Source organism: Sphingomonas sp. IW22 (assembly GCF_041321155.1).
Taxonomy (GTDB): Bacteria; Pseudomonadota; Alphaproteobacteria; order Sphingomonadales; family Sphingomonadaceae; genus Sphingomonas.
Genome location: NZ_JBGGWB010000001.1, coordinates 2,122,424 through 2,143,404 on the forward strand (window position 1 = coordinate 2,122,424; position 20,981 = coordinate 2,143,404).

18 protein-coding genes and 1 tRNA gene are annotated in these 20,981 nt (G+C 65.1%); 8 read left to right on the forward strand and 11 right to left on the reverse strand.

Annotated features, from left to right (window positions below):
• Nucleotides 1–5: 5 nt before the first annotated feature.
• A complete protein-coding gene (locus ACAX61_RS10325; RefSeq protein ID WP_370714668.1) occupies nucleotides 6–746 on the reverse strand; it encodes a Crp/Fnr family transcriptional regulator in 741 nt (246 codons plus the stop codon).
• Between the two features lie 178 nt (nucleotides 747–924).
• Between ACAX61_RS10325 and ACAX61_RS10330 the strand changes: the two genes are divergently transcribed.
• The 4 genes from ACAX61_RS10330 to ACAX61_RS10345 all read left to right on the forward strand — a co-directional run bounded on the left by ACAX61_RS10330 (nucleotide 925) and on the right by ACAX61_RS10345 (nucleotide 5,729).
• Nucleotides 925–1,887, forward strand: a complete 963-nt coding sequence (locus ACAX61_RS10330) for a ferritin-like domain-containing protein (protein ID WP_370714669.1) — start codon at nucleotides 925–927, stop codon at nucleotides 1,885–1,887.
• Between the two features lie 16 nt (nucleotides 1,888–1,903).
• Entirely contained in the window at nucleotides 1,904–2,926 is a 1,023-nt protein-coding gene (locus ACAX61_RS10335; protein WP_370714670.1) for a ferritin-like domain-containing protein, read from the forward strand.
• A gap of 140 nt (nucleotides 2,927–3,066) precedes the next feature.
• Nucleotides 3,067–5,109, forward strand: a complete 2,043-nt coding sequence (locus ACAX61_RS10340) for a protein-disulfide reductase DsbD family protein (RefSeq protein WP_370714671.1) — start codon at nucleotides 3,067–3,069, stop codon at nucleotides 5,107–5,109.
• Nucleotides 5,110–5,123: 14 nt separating this feature from the next.
• Nucleotides 5,124–5,729 carry a redoxin domain-containing protein gene (locus tag ACAX61_RS10345; RefSeq protein WP_370714672.1) on the forward strand — a complete coding sequence of 202 codons (606 nt, stop codon included), beginning with the start codon at nucleotides 5,124–5,126 and terminating at the stop codon, nucleotides 5,727–5,729.
• Here the strand turns inward: ACAX61_RS10345 and cysS are convergent.
• From cysS to ACAX61_RS10365, 4 genes are all read right to left on the reverse strand, one after another.
• Nucleotides 5,726–7,165 carry a cysteine--tRNA ligase gene (gene cysS, locus ACAX61_RS10350; RefSeq protein WP_370714673.1) on the reverse strand — a complete coding sequence of 480 codons (1,440 nt, stop codon included), beginning with the start codon at nucleotides 7,163–7,165 and terminating at the stop codon, nucleotides 5,726–5,728. The two genes, ACAX61_RS10345 and cysS, sit on opposite strands and share 4 nt — an antisense overlap.
• A gap of 43 nt (nucleotides 7,166–7,208) precedes the next feature.
• Entirely contained in the window at nucleotides 7,209–7,439 is a 231-nt protein-coding gene (locus tag ACAX61_RS10355) for a hypothetical protein (RefSeq protein WP_370714674.1), read from the reverse strand.
• Nucleotides 7,440–7,535: 96 nt separating this feature from the next.
• Entirely contained in the window at nucleotides 7,536–8,867 is a 1,332-nt protein-coding gene (locus ACAX61_RS10360; RefSeq protein ID WP_370714675.1) for an ABC1 kinase family protein, read from the reverse strand.
• A 158-nt stretch (nucleotides 8,868–9,025) separates the two neighbouring features.
• Nucleotides 9,026–11,956: a TonB-dependent receptor gene (locus tag ACAX61_RS10365; protein WP_370714676.1), complete on the reverse strand. Its 2,931-nt coding sequence runs from the start codon at nucleotides 11,954–11,956 to the stop codon at nucleotides 9,026–9,028.
• Nucleotides 11,957–12,160: 204 nt separating this feature from the next.
• Between ACAX61_RS10365 and ACAX61_RS10370 the strand changes: the two genes are divergently transcribed.
• The 3 genes from ACAX61_RS10370 (at nucleotide 12,161) to ACAX61_RS10380 (ending at nucleotide 15,305) form a co-directional block, all read left to right on the forward strand.
• Nucleotides 12,161–12,694, forward strand: coding sequence for an RNA polymerase sigma factor (locus ACAX61_RS10370; RefSeq protein ID WP_370714677.1), 534 nt, complete (start codon nucleotides 12,161–12,163; stop codon nucleotides 12,692–12,694).
• Nucleotides 12,691–13,668, forward strand: a complete 978-nt coding sequence (locus ACAX61_RS10375; protein WP_370714678.1) for a FecR family protein — start codon at nucleotides 12,691–12,693, stop codon at nucleotides 13,666–13,668. Before ACAX61_RS10370 ends, ACAX61_RS10375 begins: the two co-directional genes overlap by 4 nt.
• A 68-nt stretch (nucleotides 13,669–13,736) precedes the next feature.
• Nucleotides 13,737–15,305 (forward strand): alkaline phosphatase D family protein, encoded by a 1,569-nt coding sequence (locus ACAX61_RS10380; protein ID WP_370714679.1) that lies wholly within the window; start codon nucleotides 13,737–13,739, stop codon nucleotides 15,303–15,305.
• A gap of 87 nt (nucleotides 15,306–15,392) precedes the next feature.
• Here the strand turns inward: ACAX61_RS10380 and ACAX61_RS10385 are convergent, their stop codons facing one another.
• The gene (locus ACAX61_RS10385) at nucleotides 15,393–16,289 is read right to left on the reverse strand and encodes an AraC family transcriptional regulator (RefSeq protein ID WP_370714680.1); all 897 of its coding nucleotides are present in this window, start codon (nucleotides 16,287–16,289) and stop codon (nucleotides 15,393–15,395) included.
• 145 nt (nucleotides 16,290–16,434) lie between these two features.
• Between ACAX61_RS10385 and ACAX61_RS10390 the strand changes: the two genes are divergently transcribed.
• Nucleotides 16,435–17,160 carry an SDR family oxidoreductase gene (locus ACAX61_RS10390; RefSeq protein ID WP_370714681.1) on the forward strand — a complete coding sequence of 242 codons (726 nt, stop codon included), beginning with the start codon at nucleotides 16,435–16,437 and terminating at the stop codon, nucleotides 17,158–17,160.
• A gap of 231 nt (nucleotides 17,161–17,391) precedes the next feature.
• On the opposite strand, the gene ACAX61_RS10395 is transcribed toward ACAX61_RS10390, so the two are convergent.
• From ACAX61_RS10395 to ACAX61_RS10415, 5 genes are all read right to left on the reverse strand, one after another.
• On the reverse strand, nucleotides 17,392–17,775 hold the full coding sequence (locus ACAX61_RS10395; protein WP_370714682.1) for a hypothetical protein: 384 nt from the start codon (nucleotides 17,773–17,775) through the stop codon (nucleotides 17,392–17,394).
• Between the two features lie 332 nt (nucleotides 17,776–18,107).
• Nucleotides 18,108–18,181 (reverse strand) — tRNA-Cys (locus ACAX61_RS10400).
• A 52-nt stretch (nucleotides 18,182–18,233) separates the two neighbouring features.
• Nucleotides 18,234–19,409, reverse strand: coding sequence for a vWA domain-containing protein (locus ACAX61_RS10405; RefSeq protein ID WP_370714683.1), 1,176 nt, complete (start codon nucleotides 19,407–19,409; stop codon nucleotides 18,234–18,236).
• Between the two features lie 48 nt (nucleotides 19,410–19,457).
• Nucleotides 19,458–20,009, reverse strand: a complete 552-nt coding sequence (locus tag ACAX61_RS10410) for a CHAP domain-containing protein (protein ID WP_370714684.1) — start codon at nucleotides 20,007–20,009, stop codon at nucleotides 19,458–19,460.
• Between the two features lie 93 nt (nucleotides 20,010–20,102).
• Nucleotides 20,103–20,945 (reverse strand): AAA family ATPase, encoded by an 843-nt coding sequence (locus ACAX61_RS10415; protein WP_370714685.1) that lies wholly within the window; start codon nucleotides 20,943–20,945, stop codon nucleotides 20,103–20,105.
• Nucleotides 20,946–20,981 lie beyond the last annotated feature (36 nt).

A 20,981-nucleotide genomic window follows, 5' to 3' on the forward strand; every position in this document is an offset into this window, starting at 1 on the left:
CGGCTTCAGTTGCGGCCCTTGCCGAAGCTGCCGATCAGCGTGCGGTGTACCTCTTCGGTCTGGCCATAGGCTGGTCCGGCGGCAAGCTCCAGCGCGGCGCGGTCGCGCACGAAAATCTTGCCGCGCGTGCATCGCACCACGCGCTCGCCCTCAAGCAAATGCAGACAGTCGGTCACGCTAGCGCGCCGCGCGTTCAGGAATGCGGCCAGACGCAAATGCGTGATGTCCAGCGTGTCGCCCTCCACACGGTCGTGCAACATGCACAGCCAGCGTGCTAGGCGGGCGTCGGGCCGCGACTGAAGCCGGGACGCGACGGTCGAGCGCAGCTGCGCCACCAGCGTTTCGCGATAGCGTAGCAGCGTCGCCGCGATGCGCGGTCGCCCGTCGCATATTGGAGCGACCCGTTCGGCGGGCACGGCCAATGCGGTGCCGCCGATCAGCACACCGACCGGATGGCGCGTCGGGGTCAGGCCGGTTAGCGGCTCCCAGCCGACCACGCCCTCTCGACCGACAATGCCGCATTCGACGAAGCGACCGCCAAGCGTCTCTCCAAAGGAGAGCACGGCGGTTTCGGGTATCCACAACATCGGCACCCGGCCGCTGTCGCTGGCCCATTCGCCGCTGGTCAGGGTAAACCGCTCGGCATGGCCGAGCAGCGCCTCCACCTCGTCGCGCGGCAGCGCCGCGAGCAGCATGTTGGCGGTCTGAACCCTTCCATCGAAGGGCATGTCGTTTCTGCGAAGCATAGGCTCTCGCGCGCAAGTTGATCCCAGTGAAGCTTCGCTGGCCATTCGCAAAAGGATGCGATGTGCCGGGCCGCGCGCCAATAATCTGTGCGTTGGCGTACCATCCGGATCGACCCCGCAACCAACCGACGAAGCGGCGAGTAGCTGCGACACCAATAATTCAGGATGGGAGGTCGGCATGGAGGCGAGACTCGATATGGTCGAGGCGCTGGACGAACGCGCGCATCGTCGTGACGGACGGCGGGGCTTTTTCCGCGCAATGGGCGCTGCGGCGGTCGTGGCCGGCGGCGCAGTGGCAGTCACCCGGACCGCGCCTGTCATTGCCCAGACGGCGCCAAGCGATGGCGACATTCTGAACTTCGCCCTGAACCTCGAATATCTTGAGGCGCAATTCTATCTGTATGCCGCGACGGGCGAGGGCCTGCCTGCCAGCCTGACGGGTGGCAGCGGGACGGCGGGCGCGGTTTCGGGCGGGCGACAGGTCGCCTTTACCGATCCGGCGGTGGCGGCCTATGCCCGCGAAATCGCAGCCGATGAGCGCGCGCATGTCGAGTTTCTGCGGACGGCGTTGGGCACCACGTTCGTCGCACAGCCGGCCATCGACATCGGTGTCGGCCCCAACAGCGCCTTTTCGGCGGCGGCGCGTGCGGCGGGGCTGATTGGCGCTGGGGAGACGTTCGATCCCTATGCCAATGATGAAAGTTTCCTGCTGGCGGCCTTCATCTTCGAGGATCTGGGTGTGACCGCCTATAAGGGCGCCGCGCCGCTGATCACGTCCAAGACCTTTCTGGAAGCAGCGGCGGGCATTCTGGCGGTTGAGGCCTATCACGCAGCCATCGTTCGCACGACGCTGTATGCCAAGGGGCTGGAAACGCCCGCGCTGATCGATGCGACAGAGGCGATTTCGGACGCGCGCGACAGCCTTGATGGGACGGATGACCTGGATCAGGGCGTGCGCGCATCGGGCACCGGCGACGGCACCGTGTCGAACATCGCGCCGCTGGACGCCAACGGCATCGCGTTCAGCCGATCGGCCGGTCAGACGCTGAACATCGCTTATCTCAACCGCATGTCGACCGACCGGGGTGGGTTCTTCCCCAACGGCGTCAACGGCAACATCCGCACCAGCGCGGCAAATTGAGGAAGGGGAGGCTATCATGCGTAATCAGGACCTGATCCTCGACATTCTGGCGCGCGGTGACGCCCGCCGGGAAACGCGCCGCGCGATGCTGAAGATGGCGGGCACCACGACCGTCGCGGTCGCGGGCGCCAGCCTGCTGGCAGCGTGCGACGGTGACGACGGCGGCGACATCACGGTTCGTCCGGTGCCGACGCCCAGCCCGACGCCAACGCCGACGCCCACGCCCGGCGCGCCGACCGAGGCGGATGTGCTGAACTTCGCGCTTCAGCTCGAATATCTGGAAGCGCAATTTTACCTGTTCGCCGCGACCGGCAGCGGGCTGGCGGCCGATCAGATGACGGGAACCGGCACTCAAGGAACCGTGACGGGCGGACGGCGCGTGAACTTCACCGGCCCGCTGGTCGCCGCCTATGCCCGCGAGATTGCCGAGGATGAGCGGCAGCATGTGCTGTTCCTGCGCAACGCATTGGGCACGGCGCGGGTGGCGATGCCGTCGATCGACATCGGGACCACGGCAACCGGCGCCTTTTCAAGCGCCGCGCGGGCAGCCGGGCTGATCGGGGCCGGGGCGACGTTCGACCCCTATGCCACCGATGAGAATTTCCTGCTGGCAGCGTTCATTTTCGAGGATGTCGGCGTCACCGCGTACAAGGGTGCGGTTTCGTTTATCAACAACAAGACCTTCCTCGAAGCGGCAGCCGGCATCCATGCGGCGGAGGCCTATCACGCCGGTCTGATCCGCACCGTCCTGTATCGAAAGGGGCTGGAGACCCCGGCGCTGATCGACGCCACCGAGGCCATTTCCAATGCGCGCGATTCGCTGGACGGGTCGAGCGACCTGGACCAGGGTATCCGCCCGACCGGGAGCGGCGCGACGGCGGTGTCGAACATCGTGCCGACCGATTCGAGCGGCATCGCCTATAGCCGGACGCCGGGTCAGGTGCTGAACATCGTCTACCTGAACGCACAGGCAACTTCGCAGGGCGGCTTCTTTCCTGCGGGTCTGAACGGAAACATCCGGACCAGCGCGGCCGCGTAACTGGTCGCGTCGGCAGACATCGCGCCCGCCCCCTTTTGCGCGGTGTCACCCTGGGCCGCCCTTCGCATCACGCGGGGCGGCCATTGTATATGCCTTGGGCCGGCATGGCGCACGGTTGTCCGCTGGGTTAGGAACGCGGCATGGTCCGCTTGATCCTTTCGCTCATCCTGCTTGGCTTTGCTGGCCCGGTTTTCGCGCAGCTGGCCCCGCAACCCCGCCACATCACCATGTCGCTGGTCGCCGAAAGCGACACGCCCGCCGCTGGCGGCAAGGTGACGCTGGCGCTGGTTTCCCGGCCTGAGCCGGGGTGGCACGGATATTGGAAAAACCCGGGCGATGCGGGGATCGAGACGACGCTGGACTGGACGTTGCCGGACGGGGTGCAGGCGGGGCCGCTGCAATATCCGGTGCCGCACCGGCTGCTGATCGGCGGCCTGATGAATTATGTTTATGAAGGACCCTATGCCCAGTTCGTGCGGCTTACCGTGCCCGGCGGTCTGGCGCCGGGAACGCGTCTGCCGATATCGGTAAAGGCCGATTATCTGGTCTGCACCGACGAGATCTGCGTGCCGGAAAGCGCCGAAATGTCGACGGTGCTTATGGTCGGTGACGGCAGCATCACGGCGGCGCGGCGCGCGCAGTTCGACGAATGGCGCCGCGCGATGCCGCGTCCGTTGGGCAGCACGGCGAGCTTTGCGGCAGCGGGTGAGCGGATGCGGATCGGGGTGCCGTGGCCCGCCGATCAGGGGATCGAGGGCGCCTATTTCTATCCGCTGACCGACGGCGCCATTGCCTATTCCGCCGAACAGTCGGTTGCGCGCGCGGGCGACCGGCTGGTGATCGAGGCGCAGACAGGCGGCACGGTGCCGGGCGAGGTGGAGGGCGTGCTGGCCTTTGCCGATGGGCGCGGCTTTTCGGTGCGGGCGGTGCCGGGCGCGGTTCCGGCGGCAAGCGGTGGCGATGCGTCGTTCGACTGGGCGACGGCGCTGGTGGCGTTCGCGGGCGCGGTGCTGGGCGGATTGCTGTTGAACGTGATGCCGTGCGTGTTTCCGATCCTGAGCCTGAAGGCGCTGAGCCTGGCGCGGGCCGGGGGCGAGGCGAAGGGCGCGCGGGGAGAGGCGTTGGCCTATACCGCGGGGGTTGTGCTGGTCTGCGTTTTGCTGGGCGCGGTGCTGCTGGCGCTGAGGGCGGGCGGGGCGACTGTTGGCTGGGCGTTTCAGTTGCAGGACCCGCGCGTCATCCTGGTGCTGCTGTTGCTGGTGACGGGCATCGCGCTCAATCTGGCGGGGCTGTTCGAATTGTCGGCGCCGGGCGCGGTCAACCGGATGGCGGCTGAGGGCAAGGGCGGCGCATTTCTGACCGGTGCGCTGGCGGCGTTCGTCGCGACGCCGTGCACCGGACCGTTCATGGGCGCGGCGCTGGGCGCGGCGCTGGTGCTGCCAGCGGCGGCGGCGATGCTGGTGTTTGTCGGATTGGGGCTGGGGCTGGCCTTGCCCTTCCTGCTGATCGGGTTCGTGCCCGCAATCCGGCAGCGGTTGCCGAAGCCGGGGCCGTGGATGGCGACGCTGCGCCATATCCTGTCGGTGCCGATGTTCCTGACCGCGCTGGCGCTGGCTTGGGTGTTGGGGCGGCAGGCGGGTGTTGACGGCATGACTCTGGGGCTGGGCGCGGCGTTGATCTTCGCGCTGGCGCTGTGGTGGACGGGTCGGCGGCAGGGCCGGGGCCGGGCGGGCGCGTTCGTGCCGGGCCTGCTGGGCGCGGTGCTGGCGCTGGGGTCGCTGGCGCTGGTCGGTCGCGGCGATGCTGCTGCGCCGTCACAAAGCGGGGCGGTGCTGGGCGCGCAGCCGTTCAGCGAGGCGACGCTGGCGCGCTTGCGACAGGAAAACCGCCCGGTCCTCGCCTATTTCACCGCCGACTGGTGCGTGACGTGCAAGGTCAATGAAAAGGCAGTGCTCGACACGCAGGCCGTGTCCGATGCGTTCGAAAAGGGTGGCGTGCAGGTGCTGGTCGGCGACTGGACCGATGGCGACCCGGCACTGGGCCGGTTCATCGAACAACATAATCGCGCGGGTGTGCCGCTGTATTTGTGGTATGCTCCGGGTGCGGCGGCGCCGCGCGTGTTGCCGCAGATACTGACCCCTTCGATGCTGACCGAATTGCCGGTGAGCCAGACCGGCGCTTGAATGGGAGAGCGACGATGAAGGCGATGATCCTGGGACTGGCGGTCGCGGCGCTGGCGCTGCCCGCCGCCGCGCAGCAGACGACCGGCGCCCCGGCAGGCGATTTCCGCCTGACCGACATGAACGGCCGCAATGTCCAGCTGTCCGACTATCGCGGCAAGACGGTGGTGCTGGAATGGCACAACCCCGGCTGCCCGTTCGTGCAAAAGCATTACAACAGCGGCAATATGCAGCGCACCCAAGCGGCGGCGGTGCGCGACGGCGCGGTGTGGCTAACGATCAATTCCGGCGCACCGGGCAAGCAGGGGCATATGTCCCCGGCTGAGGCGAAGGCGCAATTCGCCAGGGATGCGTCAAAGGCGACCGATTACCTGCTCGACCCGCGTGGCGTCGTCGGCAAGGGTTATGGCGCAAAGACCACGCCGCACCTGTTCATCGTCGATGCCAAGGGCGCGCTGGTTTATCAGGGCGGGATCGACGACAAGCCGACCGCCAGCGTCGCCGACATTGCCGGTGCGCGCAATCATGTGACGGCAGCGCTGGCGGAGATGAAGGCGGGCAAGCCGGTGTCGGTGGCCGAAAGCCGCCCCTATGGCTGCTCCGTCAAATATCCGGAGAGCTAAAGCTTCCAGTCCCAGCCCAGCGGGTCGCCGTCCATCACCTCGACGCCCTGCGCGGCGAGTTCGTCACGCAGCGCGTCGGAACGGGCGAAATCCTTGTCGGCGCGCGCCTGTCGCCGCTCCGCAAGCCGCGCTTCGATCGTATCGGCGTCGATGGTCGCATCGGCGGGCCGGGTGCGTAGATCGGCGCGGGTGACGCTGGCAAGGTTGAGGCCCAGCACCGCATCAAAATCCGCTGCTGCCGCCAGCCGGTCGGCAGGCGACAGGCTCTTGTCGGCCAGCAATTCGTCCAACACCGGCAGCGCGCGGGGCGTATTCAGATCGTCCGACACTGCCGCGTCGAACCGCTCCCGATAACCCTCGACGGTGCCGCGTGAGGGCTTGTCGGGAGACGCGCGCAGTTTCTCGACCGTCTGCACCAGCCGCTTAAGCCGGGTCTGGGCGGCGATCACATTGTCCCAGGTGAACTCAAGCTCGCTGCGATAATGCGCCGACAGGCACATCAGGCGATAGGACAGCGGGTGGATGCCGCGATCGATCAGCGTTTGCAGGCGCAGGAACTCGCCCGTCGATTTCGACATCTTGCCGCCGCGATCGACCAGGAAGTTATTGTGCATCCAGATGCGCGCGCCGGTGAAGCCCGGATCGGCGGCGTCGCAACCGCACTTCGCCTGATTCTGCGCGATCTCGTTCGGATGGTGGATTTCACGGTGGTCGATGCCACCGGTGTGAATGTCGAACGGATGGCCAAGCTCCGCCAGACTCATCACAGAGCATTCCAGGTGCCAGCCGGGCGCCCCGCGACCCCAGGGCGAATCCCATTCCATCTGGCGCTGCTCACCCGGTGGGGAGGTGCGCCAGATGGCGAAATCCTGTTGATTGCGCTTGCCGTCCACGGGGTCGAGGCGGCTTTCACCCGCTTCGGTCGTGGCGCGGGCGAGGCGGCCGTAGTCGGGCACAGTCGACACATCGAAATACAGGCCGCTGTCGAGCCGGTAGCAATGCTTGTCCGCGATCCCTTCGGCAAACTCGATCATCGCGCCGACATAATCGGTGGCGACGGTCCATTTGGCGGGGGGCGTGATGTTCAGCCGCTGCACGTCGAGCTTGAAAGCGTCGGTATAATGGGCCGCGATGTCCCAGATCGATTTCTGCTGCGCGCGTGCGGCCTTTTCCATCTTGTCGTCACCCGCATCGGCGTCGCTGGTCAAATGACCGACATCGGTGATGTTGATGATGTGGCGCAGGCCGTAACCCTTCCACCGCATGACCCGGCCCAGCGTGTCCGCGAACAGGAAGGCGCGCATATTGCCGATATGCTGGTAATTATAGACCGTCGGACCGCAGGTGTAGATGCGGACCTGATCGGGGTCGATCGGGTGGAAATCCTCGATCGCGCGGGAAAGCGAATTGTACAGCCTGAGGGGTGCGCCGGTCATGCCCGCGCCCCTAGCGCGGGGGCGGGCGCGTCAACAAGCCCGTTCAGGCCGCAAGCGGTACGCCCGGCTTTCCCTGTGACCGAAAAAGCCCGCCGCCAGCGGTGCGCCCCACGCCGATCGGTAATGCCGTGCCGCAATAGGCACATTCAGCCGTCATACGCCCGACCAGCCAGTGCGAACGGTCGCAGCCGGGGCAATGATTATCCTCACCCAAATGATAAGCCAGACGATAGCCGGGGGTACCGGCTGTGAAGGGCAATGTATCGCTCTGCATCTCCGCTACTCCGACCTGTGTCCTGAAAGTGCAACAAACGGCCGAGCGTTTTTGTTCCGGGAGCGCACCGTCGTGTGGCCGGGGCAGCCCGACGGATTACGAGCCGGACCAGTCGCGATAGCGCTCCACCAGTGCGCGGACGTTGACGCGCGCCTTCATCCGGGCGGCGAGCAGGGCGGTGCCGCTGATCTTGCGCTGGGCGAACAGCGTGTCGGCGGGCGGCAGGTGCCAGGATGCACGGTCGGCGGCAATCGCCATGCCCTGTTCGCGAACGGTGCCGACAAAGGATCGGTCGCCAAAGTCGAACGGCCCTTCGCGACCCAGATTGTCGAGGATGATCGCAATCATCGCGTCGATGGCGCTGCCATGCCGGTCGGCGGCGGTGCGGCCGATAAAGCCGACATCGATCGCAGCCTGTCGCACCCGCGCCGCGTCGCCGTCCAGCCCCGCCATCAGCAGCCGGTGATAGCCACGCGCGGTATCCTCAGCGACGGGCCGCGCGGCGCCGAAGTCGAGCAACACCAGCCGCCCGTCATTCGCCCGCCAGCGATAATTGGCGAAGTTGGGGTCGGTCTGCATCAGGCGCCAGTCGAACAGTTCGCGCAGGACCAACGCGATCAGTCGTTCGATGACGGCGTCCCGGACATCCTGCGGCTCTGCCTCCAGCGCGTCGATCGGGCGACCGTCGACATATTCCATCGCGAGGATGTGACCGGTGCTGAGATCGGGCTCGGGGGCGGGCACGACAAAGCCCGGATCATGGCCGACCAGTGCGCGAAAACGGGCGAGCATCGCCGCTTCCCGGTGGTAGTCAGCTTCTTCGTGCAACTGCGCCTTTGCCTCTGCCAGCAGGTCGGCGATGGGGAGGTCCCGCGGCAACAGTCCCGACAGACGCAACAGGGTAGCGACGTTATCGACATCGGAGCCGATGCTGTCCGCGACGCCGGGATATTGAACCTTGATTGCCAGCACGCGACCGTCGGGCAGCTCGGCGCGGTGAACCTGTCCGATCGAGGCGGCGGCGATCGGATGCGCCTGAAAATGGGTGAAGCGACCGCGCCAGTCCTTGCCCCATTCGCGCACCAGCACCTGATCCAGCTGACGCGGCGGCATATGGTGCGCCTGATCGCGCAGCCGGGCCAGGATTGCCGTCAATTCGGGGGGCAGCACGTCGCCCGCATCCATCGACACCATCTGGCCCAGCTTCATCGCGGCGCCGCGCAGCCCCGCCAGTTCGTCCGCCACGCGGCCAGCATTGGCGGGCGTCAGCATCAGGTCGCTGAGGCGCGGACGCTGCCCGGCAGCAAGGCGGCGCGCGCCTTCACCCACGACGTTTCCAGCAACCCCGCCCGCCAGCCGCCCGAAAGCGCCCAGTCGCGAAAGCCGACCGCGCGGAATGGCGCGTCCCTTTTGACGGTCATCAGTCATGACAGGTCAATGCACGAACGACCCGCCCCGTTGCCTACGGGCTTTGGGCGGGGCGGATCGAGCGATGCTGTGGGGCCAGAGTCGCTCTCCTGGGACATCCCCTCCGCCGCGGCCGGGATCATGGCATGGCGTGCCATGGCCCCGGCGCGATCATTTGATCAGAAGCGGAAGGTGGCGCCGAACAATATGGTGCGACCGCTGACGGTGTTGGTCATCATCCGCTTTGCATCCCGGTCGGCATATTGCACGATCGGCTGGTCGCTGATGTTGATGGCTTCCACCGTCAGCTTGAGGGCAGGTGTCACATTGACATAGGCGGATGCGTCGAAATTGGTCGTCGCCTTGAAATATTCGCCCACATTGCCGTTGCCGCCGCTGCCCCGCCGATAATGGTGGCGCGTCGCGACGGAGCCGCGAATGCCCCAAATGGGCGTTTCGTAATACAGTGTGGCGTTGGACGAAAACTTGGAGAGGTCGATCAGCGGCAGCGTGATCGACTGCCCCGAATAGACCACGTCCGTATCGCCATCCGCCAGCGTCACATTGCCGACCGCGCCCAGCCGGTCGAACGGCGCGGGCAGGAAGTCGAAGTCGCGCTTGGCTGCGATTTCGATCCCCTTGATCTGGGCGCCTTCGCCGTTCACCGGGCGGGTATAGTTATAGATGATCGACGGGTCCTGCCCCGGCAGCAGCAGCGAAGTGGGAAACCCCGTGCTGCTGTACGGCACCGGAGTCGTTTCGGTGGTGATGAACGACTTCATGTTCTTGTAGAACACGCCGATCGCCACCGAACCGCGCTTGCCGTCATAATATTCCAGCGACCCTTCCACCGAATCCGCAACGAACGGCGCCAGGTTGGGATTACCCGCGCTGATCGTACCGCCGAAATTTGCGACGTTGATCGTCGCCGCCGCGCGCATGTCGCTCAAGGCCGGGCGGCTGAGATTGCGGTTGCCGCTGACGCGCAGCACCAGCGACGGCGTCAGGTCCAGCGCCAGATTGGCTGCAGGCAGGAACCCGTCATAGTTGTTGATGATCCGCACCGGCGTCAGCGCGGTGCCGACCAGCGCCGAACCGGACGAGTCCAGTGTGGTGTTATAGTAGCGCACGCCCAGATTGGCCCGCACCCCGATCGCGCCCAGCGTCGTGTTCAGGTCATATTGGACAAAGGCGCCCAGGCTTTCCTCAACCAGCGCGAAATCCGATCCGACGATCGTGTTGGCAGCGGTCAGGGGTGCGCCCAGACCCAGCACGTCCAGGCTGCCCGCGATGTCGGCGACGATGTACGGCGCGATGCTGGCATAGGGCAGCACGCGGCTGGGCACGTCGGGCAGGCCGGGCTTGCCGTCATAATTGGTCTGAAGCCGGCGCTGCCACGCTTCGTTCGAAAATTCCTTGTACGTGCCGCCGGCTTTCAGCGTCGAACCCTCACCCAGTTCCCACGCAAGCTGGGCCTTTGCGTTATAGAATTCGCTGACGATGCGGTCGGCGTTCGATTGTGCCGAGAACAGGTCCCAGTTCGACGGATCGGTCACGTCGAAGCCATAGGTGTTGCGCGGCGTATCGGTATCCAGCCCGGAAAAGCTGTAGCTTTGCCCGACCGATTCCAGAAACACCTGATCATAGGCCGAGTTAAAGGTCGATTTCGACCAGCCGAACAGCAATTCCGCGCGCAGATTGTCGGTCAGGTCGCGGCGGGCGTTCAGTGCCACTTGCCAGAAGTCGGTGGTGTCGCGCGTGTCGCGCACCTCGGTCCGCATGTCGACACCGGTGAAGGAAGCGCTGGTGATGCTGTTGAAACGGTCGATGGTCACGGCGGTCAGGCGCTGGGTACCGGTAATGTCATTGGCCGACACGTTATTGGTCCCCGCCGCGCCAAGCACGTCGGTCACGCGGTCGTTGCTCAGCCGGCCATACAGAACGTCCAGCGTCAGGTCGGTGCGGTCGTCGGGATGATATTGAAAGGCGCCGGTGACGCCCAGTCGTTCGCGCCGGTTGAACCATGAGGCATAGGTCTGGGCACGGCTGTTCCACACCCGGTCAGCGCCCTTGGCGTTGACCAGCATGTCGCGGACGTCAGGCGCGATATCCGGCCCGACGTTAGCGGCGCGAAAATTGATCTGCGACCAGTTCCAGTTGCGATAGCCGAACTCAATCGTGTCGGCGGTGCTGTAGGCGACAGAGACCAGCGCGCCGACATCGCCCCAGCGATTGGACAACAGGCCGACGACGCGCGGGGTCAGCGTCTTGGTATGCTGGTTCATCTGCCCCTTTGCCGAGACAACGCCCGTTGCACCGGCGTAATCGAACGGCTTGGCCGTCCGCAGGCCGATGGTGCCGCCGATGCCGCCCTCATCCTGTTCGGCGGCATAGGATTTTTCCACCGTTACCTGATTGAACAGTTCGGAGGCGAAGATGCTGTAATCGAACGCGCGGGTGCGGCTGATCGCGCTGCGGCTGTCCAGTCCCGACGATGTGTTGGTCAGCACTTCCATGCCGTTCAACTGGGTGCGAGTGAAATCCGGACCCAGTCCGCGCAACGAGATCTGCCGCCCTTCGCCGCTGTCGCGGCTGATCGTGACGCCGGGAATGCGCTGCAGCGCCTCGGCCAGATTCTGGTCGGGAAAGGCGGCGATGTCCTGTGCCAGGATCACGTCCTGCGATCCGGTCGCGGCCTTCTTGATCTGTTCGGCGCGGGCCAGGCTTTCGCGATAGCCGGTGACGACGATCTCGCTGTCCTGTTCTTCCCCGAACGACGCGTCGGCAAGGGCGGCCTGACGCTCGATCGTCACCGTATCCCCGACAATCCGGGCCCGCACCGGGCTGCCTGCGGTCAGGCGACGAAGCGCGTCCTCCGCGGTCATGCGTCCCGCCAGCGCATCGCTGCGAAGATCGCGGGTCATCTGGGGAGAAGTCGCGACCTGAAGACCGGTAACGCGCGAATAGGCCAGCAGCGCATCGGCCATCGGCTGGGCCGGCTGGTCAAAGTTGAACAGGCGTGGGCGGGCAGTCGATTCTTGGGCGGCGGCAGGCGCGACAATGCCCGACAGCGCGGCTGTGCAGAGAAGTAGATAAGGCAGACGACCCATTCGAACCATGATTTCCCCCGAAACGAATTTGCAGTTCGGAGGGCAAGACGGCGGCGGGTGGTTATACCCTACACAAAAACTTTTATTACATTACGATTATTGTATTGTTGCAATATCGTTACTGCCGAAACCATCGCCACGATGTTATTCCGAACTGTAACATTTCGTCCATAAGGGGCCGGGCGTTCCACCATCGGATGCCCAATGCCCCTTTCGCTGCCCAGGATCGCGGATTGCCCGCCCCATCCCGAAGAGGATTGGGAAGCCGTGGCCGCCGCCCTTGGCCGTTATGTCCGCGCGCGAACAAATCGACCCGATCTGGCGGAGGACGTGGTTCAGGAGACGTTGGCGCGACTGGTTCAGCAATGCCACGAACAGACGGTGGTTAGTGTCTATGCACTGGGTTTTCGCATTGCGTCCAATCTGTTGGTCGATCATCATCGCCGGGAACGCCGTTATTCGAACGAGGATGAGCAGGAACTGATTTGCGACGACGCACCGCTCCCCGATCGCGTGGTTGCCGCACGACAGGAACTGTCCGTTCTGAAAGAGGCGCTGGCCGTGATGCCGCCGCTGCGTCGCGAGGTCATCATTCGTCGCCGTTTGCAGGGACAAAGCTGCGCGGCGATCGCACGGGATCTGCAATTGAGCCTGAAAGCCGTCGAAAAGCACATCACGCGGGGCTTGGCGGATCTGCATCAGGCGCTTTCGTCGTCAACGCCGGGACGCCGCCGATGACGCGCGATCCGAACGCACAGGACCGCGCAGCACAGCAGGCCGCGCAATGGGTGACCCGGCTGGACCAGCCGACGGTCGACACCGCCGCCAGCGCCGCATTTGACGAATGGATGCGCGAAGATGCGCGCAATCGCGACGATTTTGCCGATGTGCAGGCGCTGTGGCACTCCGACACGCTGGCTGACGCATTGCGCGCCACCGCTGAGGCGGATCGGGCTGGTGCTGACCGTGGGGCGGGGCAGGGTCTGCGCCGTGTTGCGCCGTGGCTTGGCATTGCGGCGTGTGCGGTGCTGGCGCTGTTTCTGCTGCTGCCGAGCTTGCTTACCACCACTTACCGCACCGGGCGCGGGGCGGGGGAGCACATTGCCCTGTCCGACGGCACACAGGTCGCGCTGAGCGGGGAAGCCGAGTTGCGCGTCCGCATGTGGCCGTGGCGCCGCGACGTGACGCTGGCGCAGGGCGAGGCATTTTTCGACGTCACGCATGATCCCCACCGCCCGTTCGAAGTGCGCAGCGGCAATGCGTCGGTTCGGGTGCTGGGCACGGCGTTCAACGTCGACCGCCAGAGCGATAGCCGCACCGTGGTCGAGGTATATCGCGGCGCCGTGGCGGTCGAAGCGGCGGCCGCATCGCCGCTCGTGCTCAAAAAGGGACAGCAGACCCGCATCCTGGGCAAGGATGTGGTCGCCCCGGCGCAACCGCGATCGGGCGCCGCGCAGACGCCCGACTGGACCACCGGCTGGTTCGAGGCGAACGACGTGCCGCTGAGCGTGCTGATCGCCAAGGTCCAGCGCCATGCCCGTCAGACCATTCGGATCGAAAGCGCGGAAGTGGCCGACCTGCCGGTCAGCGGCCGGTTCCGCATCGCCGAACCCGACCGGGCCCTTCGCGCGATCGAGGCGGCATACGGGCTGGAAGCGCGGCGGGCGGACGATGCGATCATCCTGTCGATCCCGGGCGAAAACCGGATTTGATCGCACGGCATTGTCGGGTTTCGATCCGCTGAGGCGTCCTTTCGTCACGGGCTGACAGGGGAATGGGCATGACCGGATTCGATCGCCGCGACATCATCAGGGGTATGGGGCTGGCGCTGACCGCCGGTGCAGTACCCGCCCGATTGCTGGCGGCGCCACGCTTTGCCACCGACCCCTTTACGCTGGGCGTTGCCGCGGGCGATCCATCGCCGGACGGTTTCGTCCTGTGGACGCGTCTGGCTCCCGATCCGCAATCGCCGGACGGCGGGATGCCGCCGATCGACGTGCCGGTGCGCTGGGAGGTGGCGGAGGACTCCGCATTTCGCCGCATCGTCCGCGCCGGATCTGCCCGTGCCGAAGCGCGCTTCGCCCATTCGGTACATGTCGAGGTTGGCGGCCTGCGTCCCCATCGGCCGCATTGGTACCGCTTCATGGTGGCAGGCGGGGGGACCAGCACCGTCGGCACTGCCCGCACAGCGCCCGCAGCGGACGCGCCTATCGACCGGCTGCGACTGGCCGTCGCGGGGTGCCAGAATTTCGAGGCGGGATACTTCACCGCCTTTGCTCATATTGCGCGCGAGCCGGACCTCGACGCCGTGTTTCACTATGGCGATTATCTGTATGAATTCGCCGCTCGCCCCGGTGCGGGTCCGCGCCTGCATCTGGGGGAAGAGCTTTACACGCTTGACGATTATCGGCGCCGTTACGGTCAGTATAAGGCCGATCCCGACCTCCAGGCCGCCCATGCCGCCGCCGCGTTCATCCTGTCGTTCGACGACCATGAGATTGACGACAACTGGGCTGCCGGGGTCGACAAGGACGGCAATCCCGCGACCGTGTTTGCCCGGCGCAAGGCGGCGGCGATGCAGGCATGGTATGAGCATATGCCGGTACGCCGCGATCAGGTGCCGATATTCGGCGGACGCGCCTATCGCCGGATCGACTATGGCCGACTGGTCCGAATGCACGTGCTGGACACGCGGTCCTATCGCAGCGACCAGCTGTGTGAAGGGCCCGGACGACCACGGTCGGAAACGATCAAATGCCTTCCCGCCGACAGGCCGGGTCGGACCATGCTGGGCGCCGCGCAGGAGGGGTGGCTGGACCAGGGACTGGCGAACGACCGGCAATGGAACTTCATCGCACAGCAGGTGATGGTCATGCCGCATGACGTGCGAAAGGATGGGGGCAACGCTCCGGTGGTGAGTTCGGACAATTGGAACGGCTATGCCCTGTCGCGCCAGCGGTTGATCGACAGCATCCGTCGCCACCGCCTGTCCAACGTCGTGATCGCCAGCGGCGACGCGCACCAGAATTATATCGGGTCGGTTCCGGCGGATTCGAACGCGCTGGACGGCCCCGCGATTGCCAGTGAGTTTCTCGCGACCTCGATTTCATCGGGCGGGACCGGCGGCGCCCGCCACCCGGACGAACTGCGCGCGCTGGACCATAATCCGCATATGCAGTTGATCAACAACCAGCGCGGCTATCACCTGTTCGAGATGACTTCGGCCAGCATGACGGCCGATGTGCGCGTTCTGGATCAGGTCGACAGGCGTGACGGCGCTGTATCCACGCTCGCCCGGTTCGAGGTGAGCCCCACACGGCCGGGTCCGCAGTTGGCGGCTGGTGCTTGAGCAAAGCCGCTGGATTCAATCGATGATCGGCGGTCGTCTCCCCTTGCGACATGCTGGCTGACCGTCCGTCGGCGAGGCTCTAAGCCTTCACGCCGCGCTCAGATAGTCCTGACCGACTTGCAGGCGTTCGACGTCCTGCCGCGGGGGTGCGCCGAACATTCGGCGATATTCGCGGCTGAACTGAGACGGGCTCTCATAGCCGACCGCAAAGGCCGCCGCCCCCGCGCTTGCGCCTTCCAGTAACATCAGCCGCCGCGCCTCCTGCAGGCGTAGCTGCTTTTGATACTCAAGCGGCGTCATCCGCGTCACCGCTTTGAAGTGCTCGTACAACGAGGATTCACTCATCCCCGCCGCTGCAGCGACGTCGCGGATGCGCAGTTGCTGACGAAAGCGGCTGCGGATCATGGCAATGGCGCGGCTAACCTGGTTCAGGTGACTGTCTGCGGCGGCGAGGCTCCGAAGGGTAGGGCCGTGCGGGCCGGTCAGCAATCGATACACGATCTCGCGCTCGATTAGCGGTGCGAGCGCAGGAATGGCCTGAGGCTGATCCAGCAGCTTCACCAGTCGGAACGCGGCGTCGATCAGGTCGGGGTCGCTTGGATAGACGGCAAGCGCGGGATGATCGCCCGCACGATGCGCCTTTCCCTCAGCCACGATCAGGTCGGCTAGCGCGGAGAGATCCAGGTCGATCTTGCAGCACAGATAGGGCGCCTCAGGTGCCGCTTCGATGATGTGGCCGGTAAGCGGCAGGTCGACCGAGACGATCAGGTAGCTGGACGCGTCATAGACAAACCTCTGCTCGCCAAGCGTCACCCGCTTGGCACCCTGGGCGATCAGGCAAAGCGAGGCTTCGTAAACCGACGGGATCGGCATGGTCGGGCGTTCCACCCGGAAAAGCGAAAGGCAGGGCAGCGCCGTGCTGTACATGCCGGGTCCGTCCGCATGGCGGGTGATGATACTGGCGAGCTGATCCATGGTAGCCATGCGTCATGCCTTTCATCCTGACAAAGATGAAGCAAGCCCGGCCATGCGCCTTTTGCAGGATCGTGCAAAGTCCGCGGATCATCGTTCTACCGCCCTTTCGGTCAGGCGCGGCATCTCCGCTTCATCAAAAGAGGAGGAAGTGACCATGACTGTACTGAGCGAAAAGGTCGTACTCGTAACCGGCGCGTCGAGTGGCATTGGCGAAGCAACGGTGCGCGAACTGGTGGCGGGCGGTGCAACGCTGTTCATCGGCGCCCGGCGCGGCGAGCGACTGCGGGCGCTGGCGGCCGAAATGGGCGGGGCGGTCGCATGGCAGGAACTGGACGTGACCAGCGGCGACAGCTTCGATGCCTTTGCCAAAGCCGCCGAAGCGCGTTTCGGTCGCATCGACGCACTGGTCAACAACGCCGGAGTCATGCCGCTTTCGCCGCTGGCTGCGCTGAAGCGCGATGAATGGAAGAAGATGTTCGACGTGAATGTCCACGGCGTGCTGAACGGCATTGCGGCGGTGCTGCCGCGTTTCGTCGCGCAGCGGTCCGGGCATGTGGTGAACGTCGCTTCGATCGCGGCGCACATGGTGATGCCGACAGCTGCGGTCTATTGCGCCAGCAAGTTTGCGGTTTGGGCAATCACCGACGGCCTGCGGCAGGAGCATGACGATATCCGCGCGACCATCGTCTCGCCCGGCGTGGTCGAGACTGAGCTTGGCAACGACATCACCGATCAGGCTGTCGCAGCGGCGCTCCAGGAGTGGCGAAAAAAGTCGCTGACGCCCGATGCGATTGCCCGCGCGATCCGCTTCGCGCTCGAACAACCGGAGGGCGTCGATATCAACGAAATCGTCGTCCGCCCGACCGCCGCCGGTATGTAAAGACTGGCGGTCGTACGACAACGGAGGTCGGATCTTTCGGCAGCTTACATGCTGCCGGAAGATCCGGCACGATGCTGCTCGCTCTCCTCCCGCCTGGGCGCCGCTCGGAGGTGCCACGCATCACGCGGTAGGGCCGATTCGCCTGTCGGTCAGGACTGCCGATGAAAGAGCGGTGAGTTCGAGTTGCGGGCTATTGTCAATCAAGTCTTAGCAGTGAGTCGTCGTACCCGTTCAATTTAGGGTTGCCGGCGGTTGGCAGCGTTCCCTCCGACCAGCCTGACAGGCGGCAACGTCAAGTTCCCAACGGCGGCGCGCCGCGCGCGACGCTTCAAGCTGGGCTTCATAATCGGCAACAGCCGCGGCGTGCGCTGCCTCCGCTTCCCGATACCGGGCAAGACGGTCGCGTGCCGCTTGCTTGTCGGCCGAAATCTGATCGAGTTGACGCCGCGCCGCCGCAAGCTGCTCGGCATTGGCGCGACGAAGCCTGGAGGCTTCGATCGCGGCCATCGCGCTGCCAGCAGCATCGGTGTCGACTCCGGTCGTGGTCTCGCCTGAGGTATCGGGGCCGATCGCGTCCTCATCGATGGCACGGGCCTCGTCGACTGTGGGCAGCACGAGATCAAGCCCGCCGGAGGTCTCGACTGCCGGTTCGGGCGGCGCAGGCGCCGGGGTCAGGGCAGGCGGCGGCTCTGACTGTGATGGCGGAATGTCGATCGTTTTGATTTGAGCCGGAACGGGTTGACCTGCCGCAGTTGCTACGGACGTCCCGACAAGAACGACAAAGAGGGCGGTTCGAACTTGGCTCCGGATCATCCGGTCGGGTTAGCGATTGCCGCCTGACGAGGCAATGAACGCTCGCTTTGCCCCCGCCCGATGCATCGCGGATTTCGGGGTTGACGAGAGATCACACCGCCAATCGCAAGAACCGCGCACTGGAGCGCAGGATTTGGAGGCCCGAGCCGGAATCGAACCGGCGTGCAAGGATTTGCAGTCCTCTGCGTAACCACTCCGCCATCGGGCCTCGACGCGGTGAGGTGAGGGCTGATGAAGCGCCGCGCGCCCTCTGTCAACACTCAGCGTTTTCGCGACAGCTCACGCATGGCATCATCGAGGCCGGAAAGCGTCAACGAATACATGCGTTCGCGCATCGCCTGACGCACCAAGCCGACCGAATGGGTATAACCCCAATGCGCCTCCGCCACGGGATTCAGCCATGCGGCGGCGGGGTAGGTGTCGGTCAGCCGGCTCAGCCAGGTCAGGCCCGCTTCCTCGTTATAATGTTCGACCGAGCCGCCGGGGTGCGTCAGTTCATAGGGGCTCATCGCGGCGTCGCCGACCAGGATCAGCTTATAGTCGGGGCCGAATCGGTGAATCACCTCCGCCGTGGGCGTGCGCTCGGTGAAACGGCGATGATTGTCCTTCCACACGCCCTCATAAACGCAGTTGTGGAAGTAAAAGAATTCCAGGTGCTTGAACTCGGCGGTGGCGGCGGAAAACAGGTTTTCGACCAGGCGGATGAACGGGTCCATCGAACCACCAACGTCGAGGAACAGCAGCAGCTTGACCGCATTGTGCCGTTCGGGCCGCATCCGCACGTCCAGCCAGCCCTGTCGCGCGGTGCCGGCGATCGTTGCGTCGAGATCGAGTTCGTCCGCCGCGCCCTCTCGCGCAAAGCGCCTGAGCCGCCGCAGGGCGACCTTGATGTTGCGGGTGCCGAGCTCACGATTGCTGTCCAGATTGGCGAATTCGCGCTTGTCCCACACCTTGATCGCCCGCTTGTGCTGGCTGTCGTCGCCGATCCGCACGCCCTCGGGATTATAGCCCGAATTGCCATAGGGGCTGGTGCCGCCGGTGCCGATCCATTTGTTGCCGCCCTGATGCCGGCCCTGTTGCTCCTCAAGCCGCTTCTTCAGCGTCTCCATGATCTCGTCCCAGGAACCGAGCGACTCGATCCGGGCCATTTCCTCTGGCGACAGATATTTTTGGGCGACGGCGCGCAGCCATTCTTCCGGGATGGCGGCGCGCTCGTCGATGGGCGCATCCAGGCCGCGAAAGACATGGGCGAACACCCGGTCGAACCGGTCGATCAGCGTCTCGTCCTTCACGAAAATCGCGCGGGCGAGATAGTAGAATTGTTCGGGCGTGCGTTCGATTACTTCGGCGTCGAGCGCTTCGAGCAGGAGCAGGTGCTCCTTCAGGCTGGCCGGGATGCCGGCGGCACGCAGTGCTTCGACAAAGCCGTGAAACATGGCGATGGTCTGACCGACAGGCGGCGCGGGTGCAAGCGCCGCGCGCGATCAGCGGGCATAGGCGTCGATCAGCGACCCAACATAATCGGGCGCGCGGCTGCTGAGTTCGGGCATGGCCGGCGCCTTGCCGGCCGGGGGGTAGATGAAGCCATAGGTGGGGTAGGTGCTGCCACCCAAGCCCTGATTGTCGCGATACCAGACGCGCACCTGGCTCCAGTCGCCACGCGGCGAAACGTCGAACAGCGTCACATCCTGTTCCGCGCGGCCCCGCTTGCCGTCGAAACGCGACCAGTTGGCGTGGGTGAGCATCACCACCCGGTCCTCGACAATGTGGCTGACCACCGCGACATGACCGAGCCGGAGCTGGTCGGTCTTTTCAAAGACCAACACCGATCCGACGCGTGGTGTGCGCCCGCGTTCGTAACGCTGGCGCGCCTGTTCCCACCATGTCCAGGCGTCACCCCAGATCTGGATGCCCGATACCGCGCGCGCAAAGGGTACGCACTGACCATTATATTGCTGGATGATGTCCGCCCGCGCCGGTGCCGTCAGGCTGATGGCGCACGTAACGGAAAACAGGGTCGACAAGTGGAGACGCATTACCCGACAGCCCCTATATCTCGCCGGATCAGCATAGCCGCGTGAAACGTCGCACGGTTGCGAATCGTCGTCAACCGGTTGGGATCTCGCCCCTTAACGCTCGCGCCGCGCCATGAAGGCGAGGCGTTCGAACAGCATCAGGTCGGCTTCGTTCTTGATCAGCGCGCCGTGAAGCGGCGGGATCGCCGCGCGCGTGTCGCGCGATTGAAGCACGTCCAGCGGCATATCTTCTGCCAGCAGCAGCTTGAGCCAGTCGATCAGCTCGCTGGTGGAGGGCTTTTTCTTCAGACCCGGCACGTCGCGCACCTCGTAGAATATGTCGAGCGCGCGATTGACCAGGATGCGCTGGATGCCGGGGAAATGGACGTCGAGGATCGCCTGCATCGTCTCCCGGTCCGGGAAGCGGATATAGTGGAAGAAACAGCGGCGCAGGAATGCGTCGGGCAGTTCCTTTTCATTGTTCGACGTGATGACGACAATCGGGCGTTCGCGCGCGGCGACCCGCTCCCCGGTTTCGTAGACGTCGAAGCTCATCCGGTCGAGTTCCTGAAGCAGGTCGTTCGGAAACTCGATATCGGCCTTGTCGATCTCGTCGATCAGCAGGACAGGCAGAGCCGGGCTGGTAAACGCGTCCCATAATTTGCCGCGCCGGATATAATTGGCGATGTCGTGCACGCGGGGATCGCCCAGCTGACCGTCGCGCAACCGCGCAACCGCGTCATATTCATAAAGTCCCTGCTGCGCCTTGGTCGTCGATTTGATGTGCCATTCGATCAGGGGCGCATCGGCGGCGCGGGCAATCTCATGGGCGAGGACGGTTTTGCCGGTGCCCGGCTCCCCCTTGACGAGCAAGGGGCGGCGCAGGCGGACCGCGGCGTTGACGGCGACCTTCAGATCGTCGGTCGCGACATAATCACTGGTGCCTTCGAAACGCATCGCTTGCTGCCCCTTCACGGTTGGAACGGGGATATG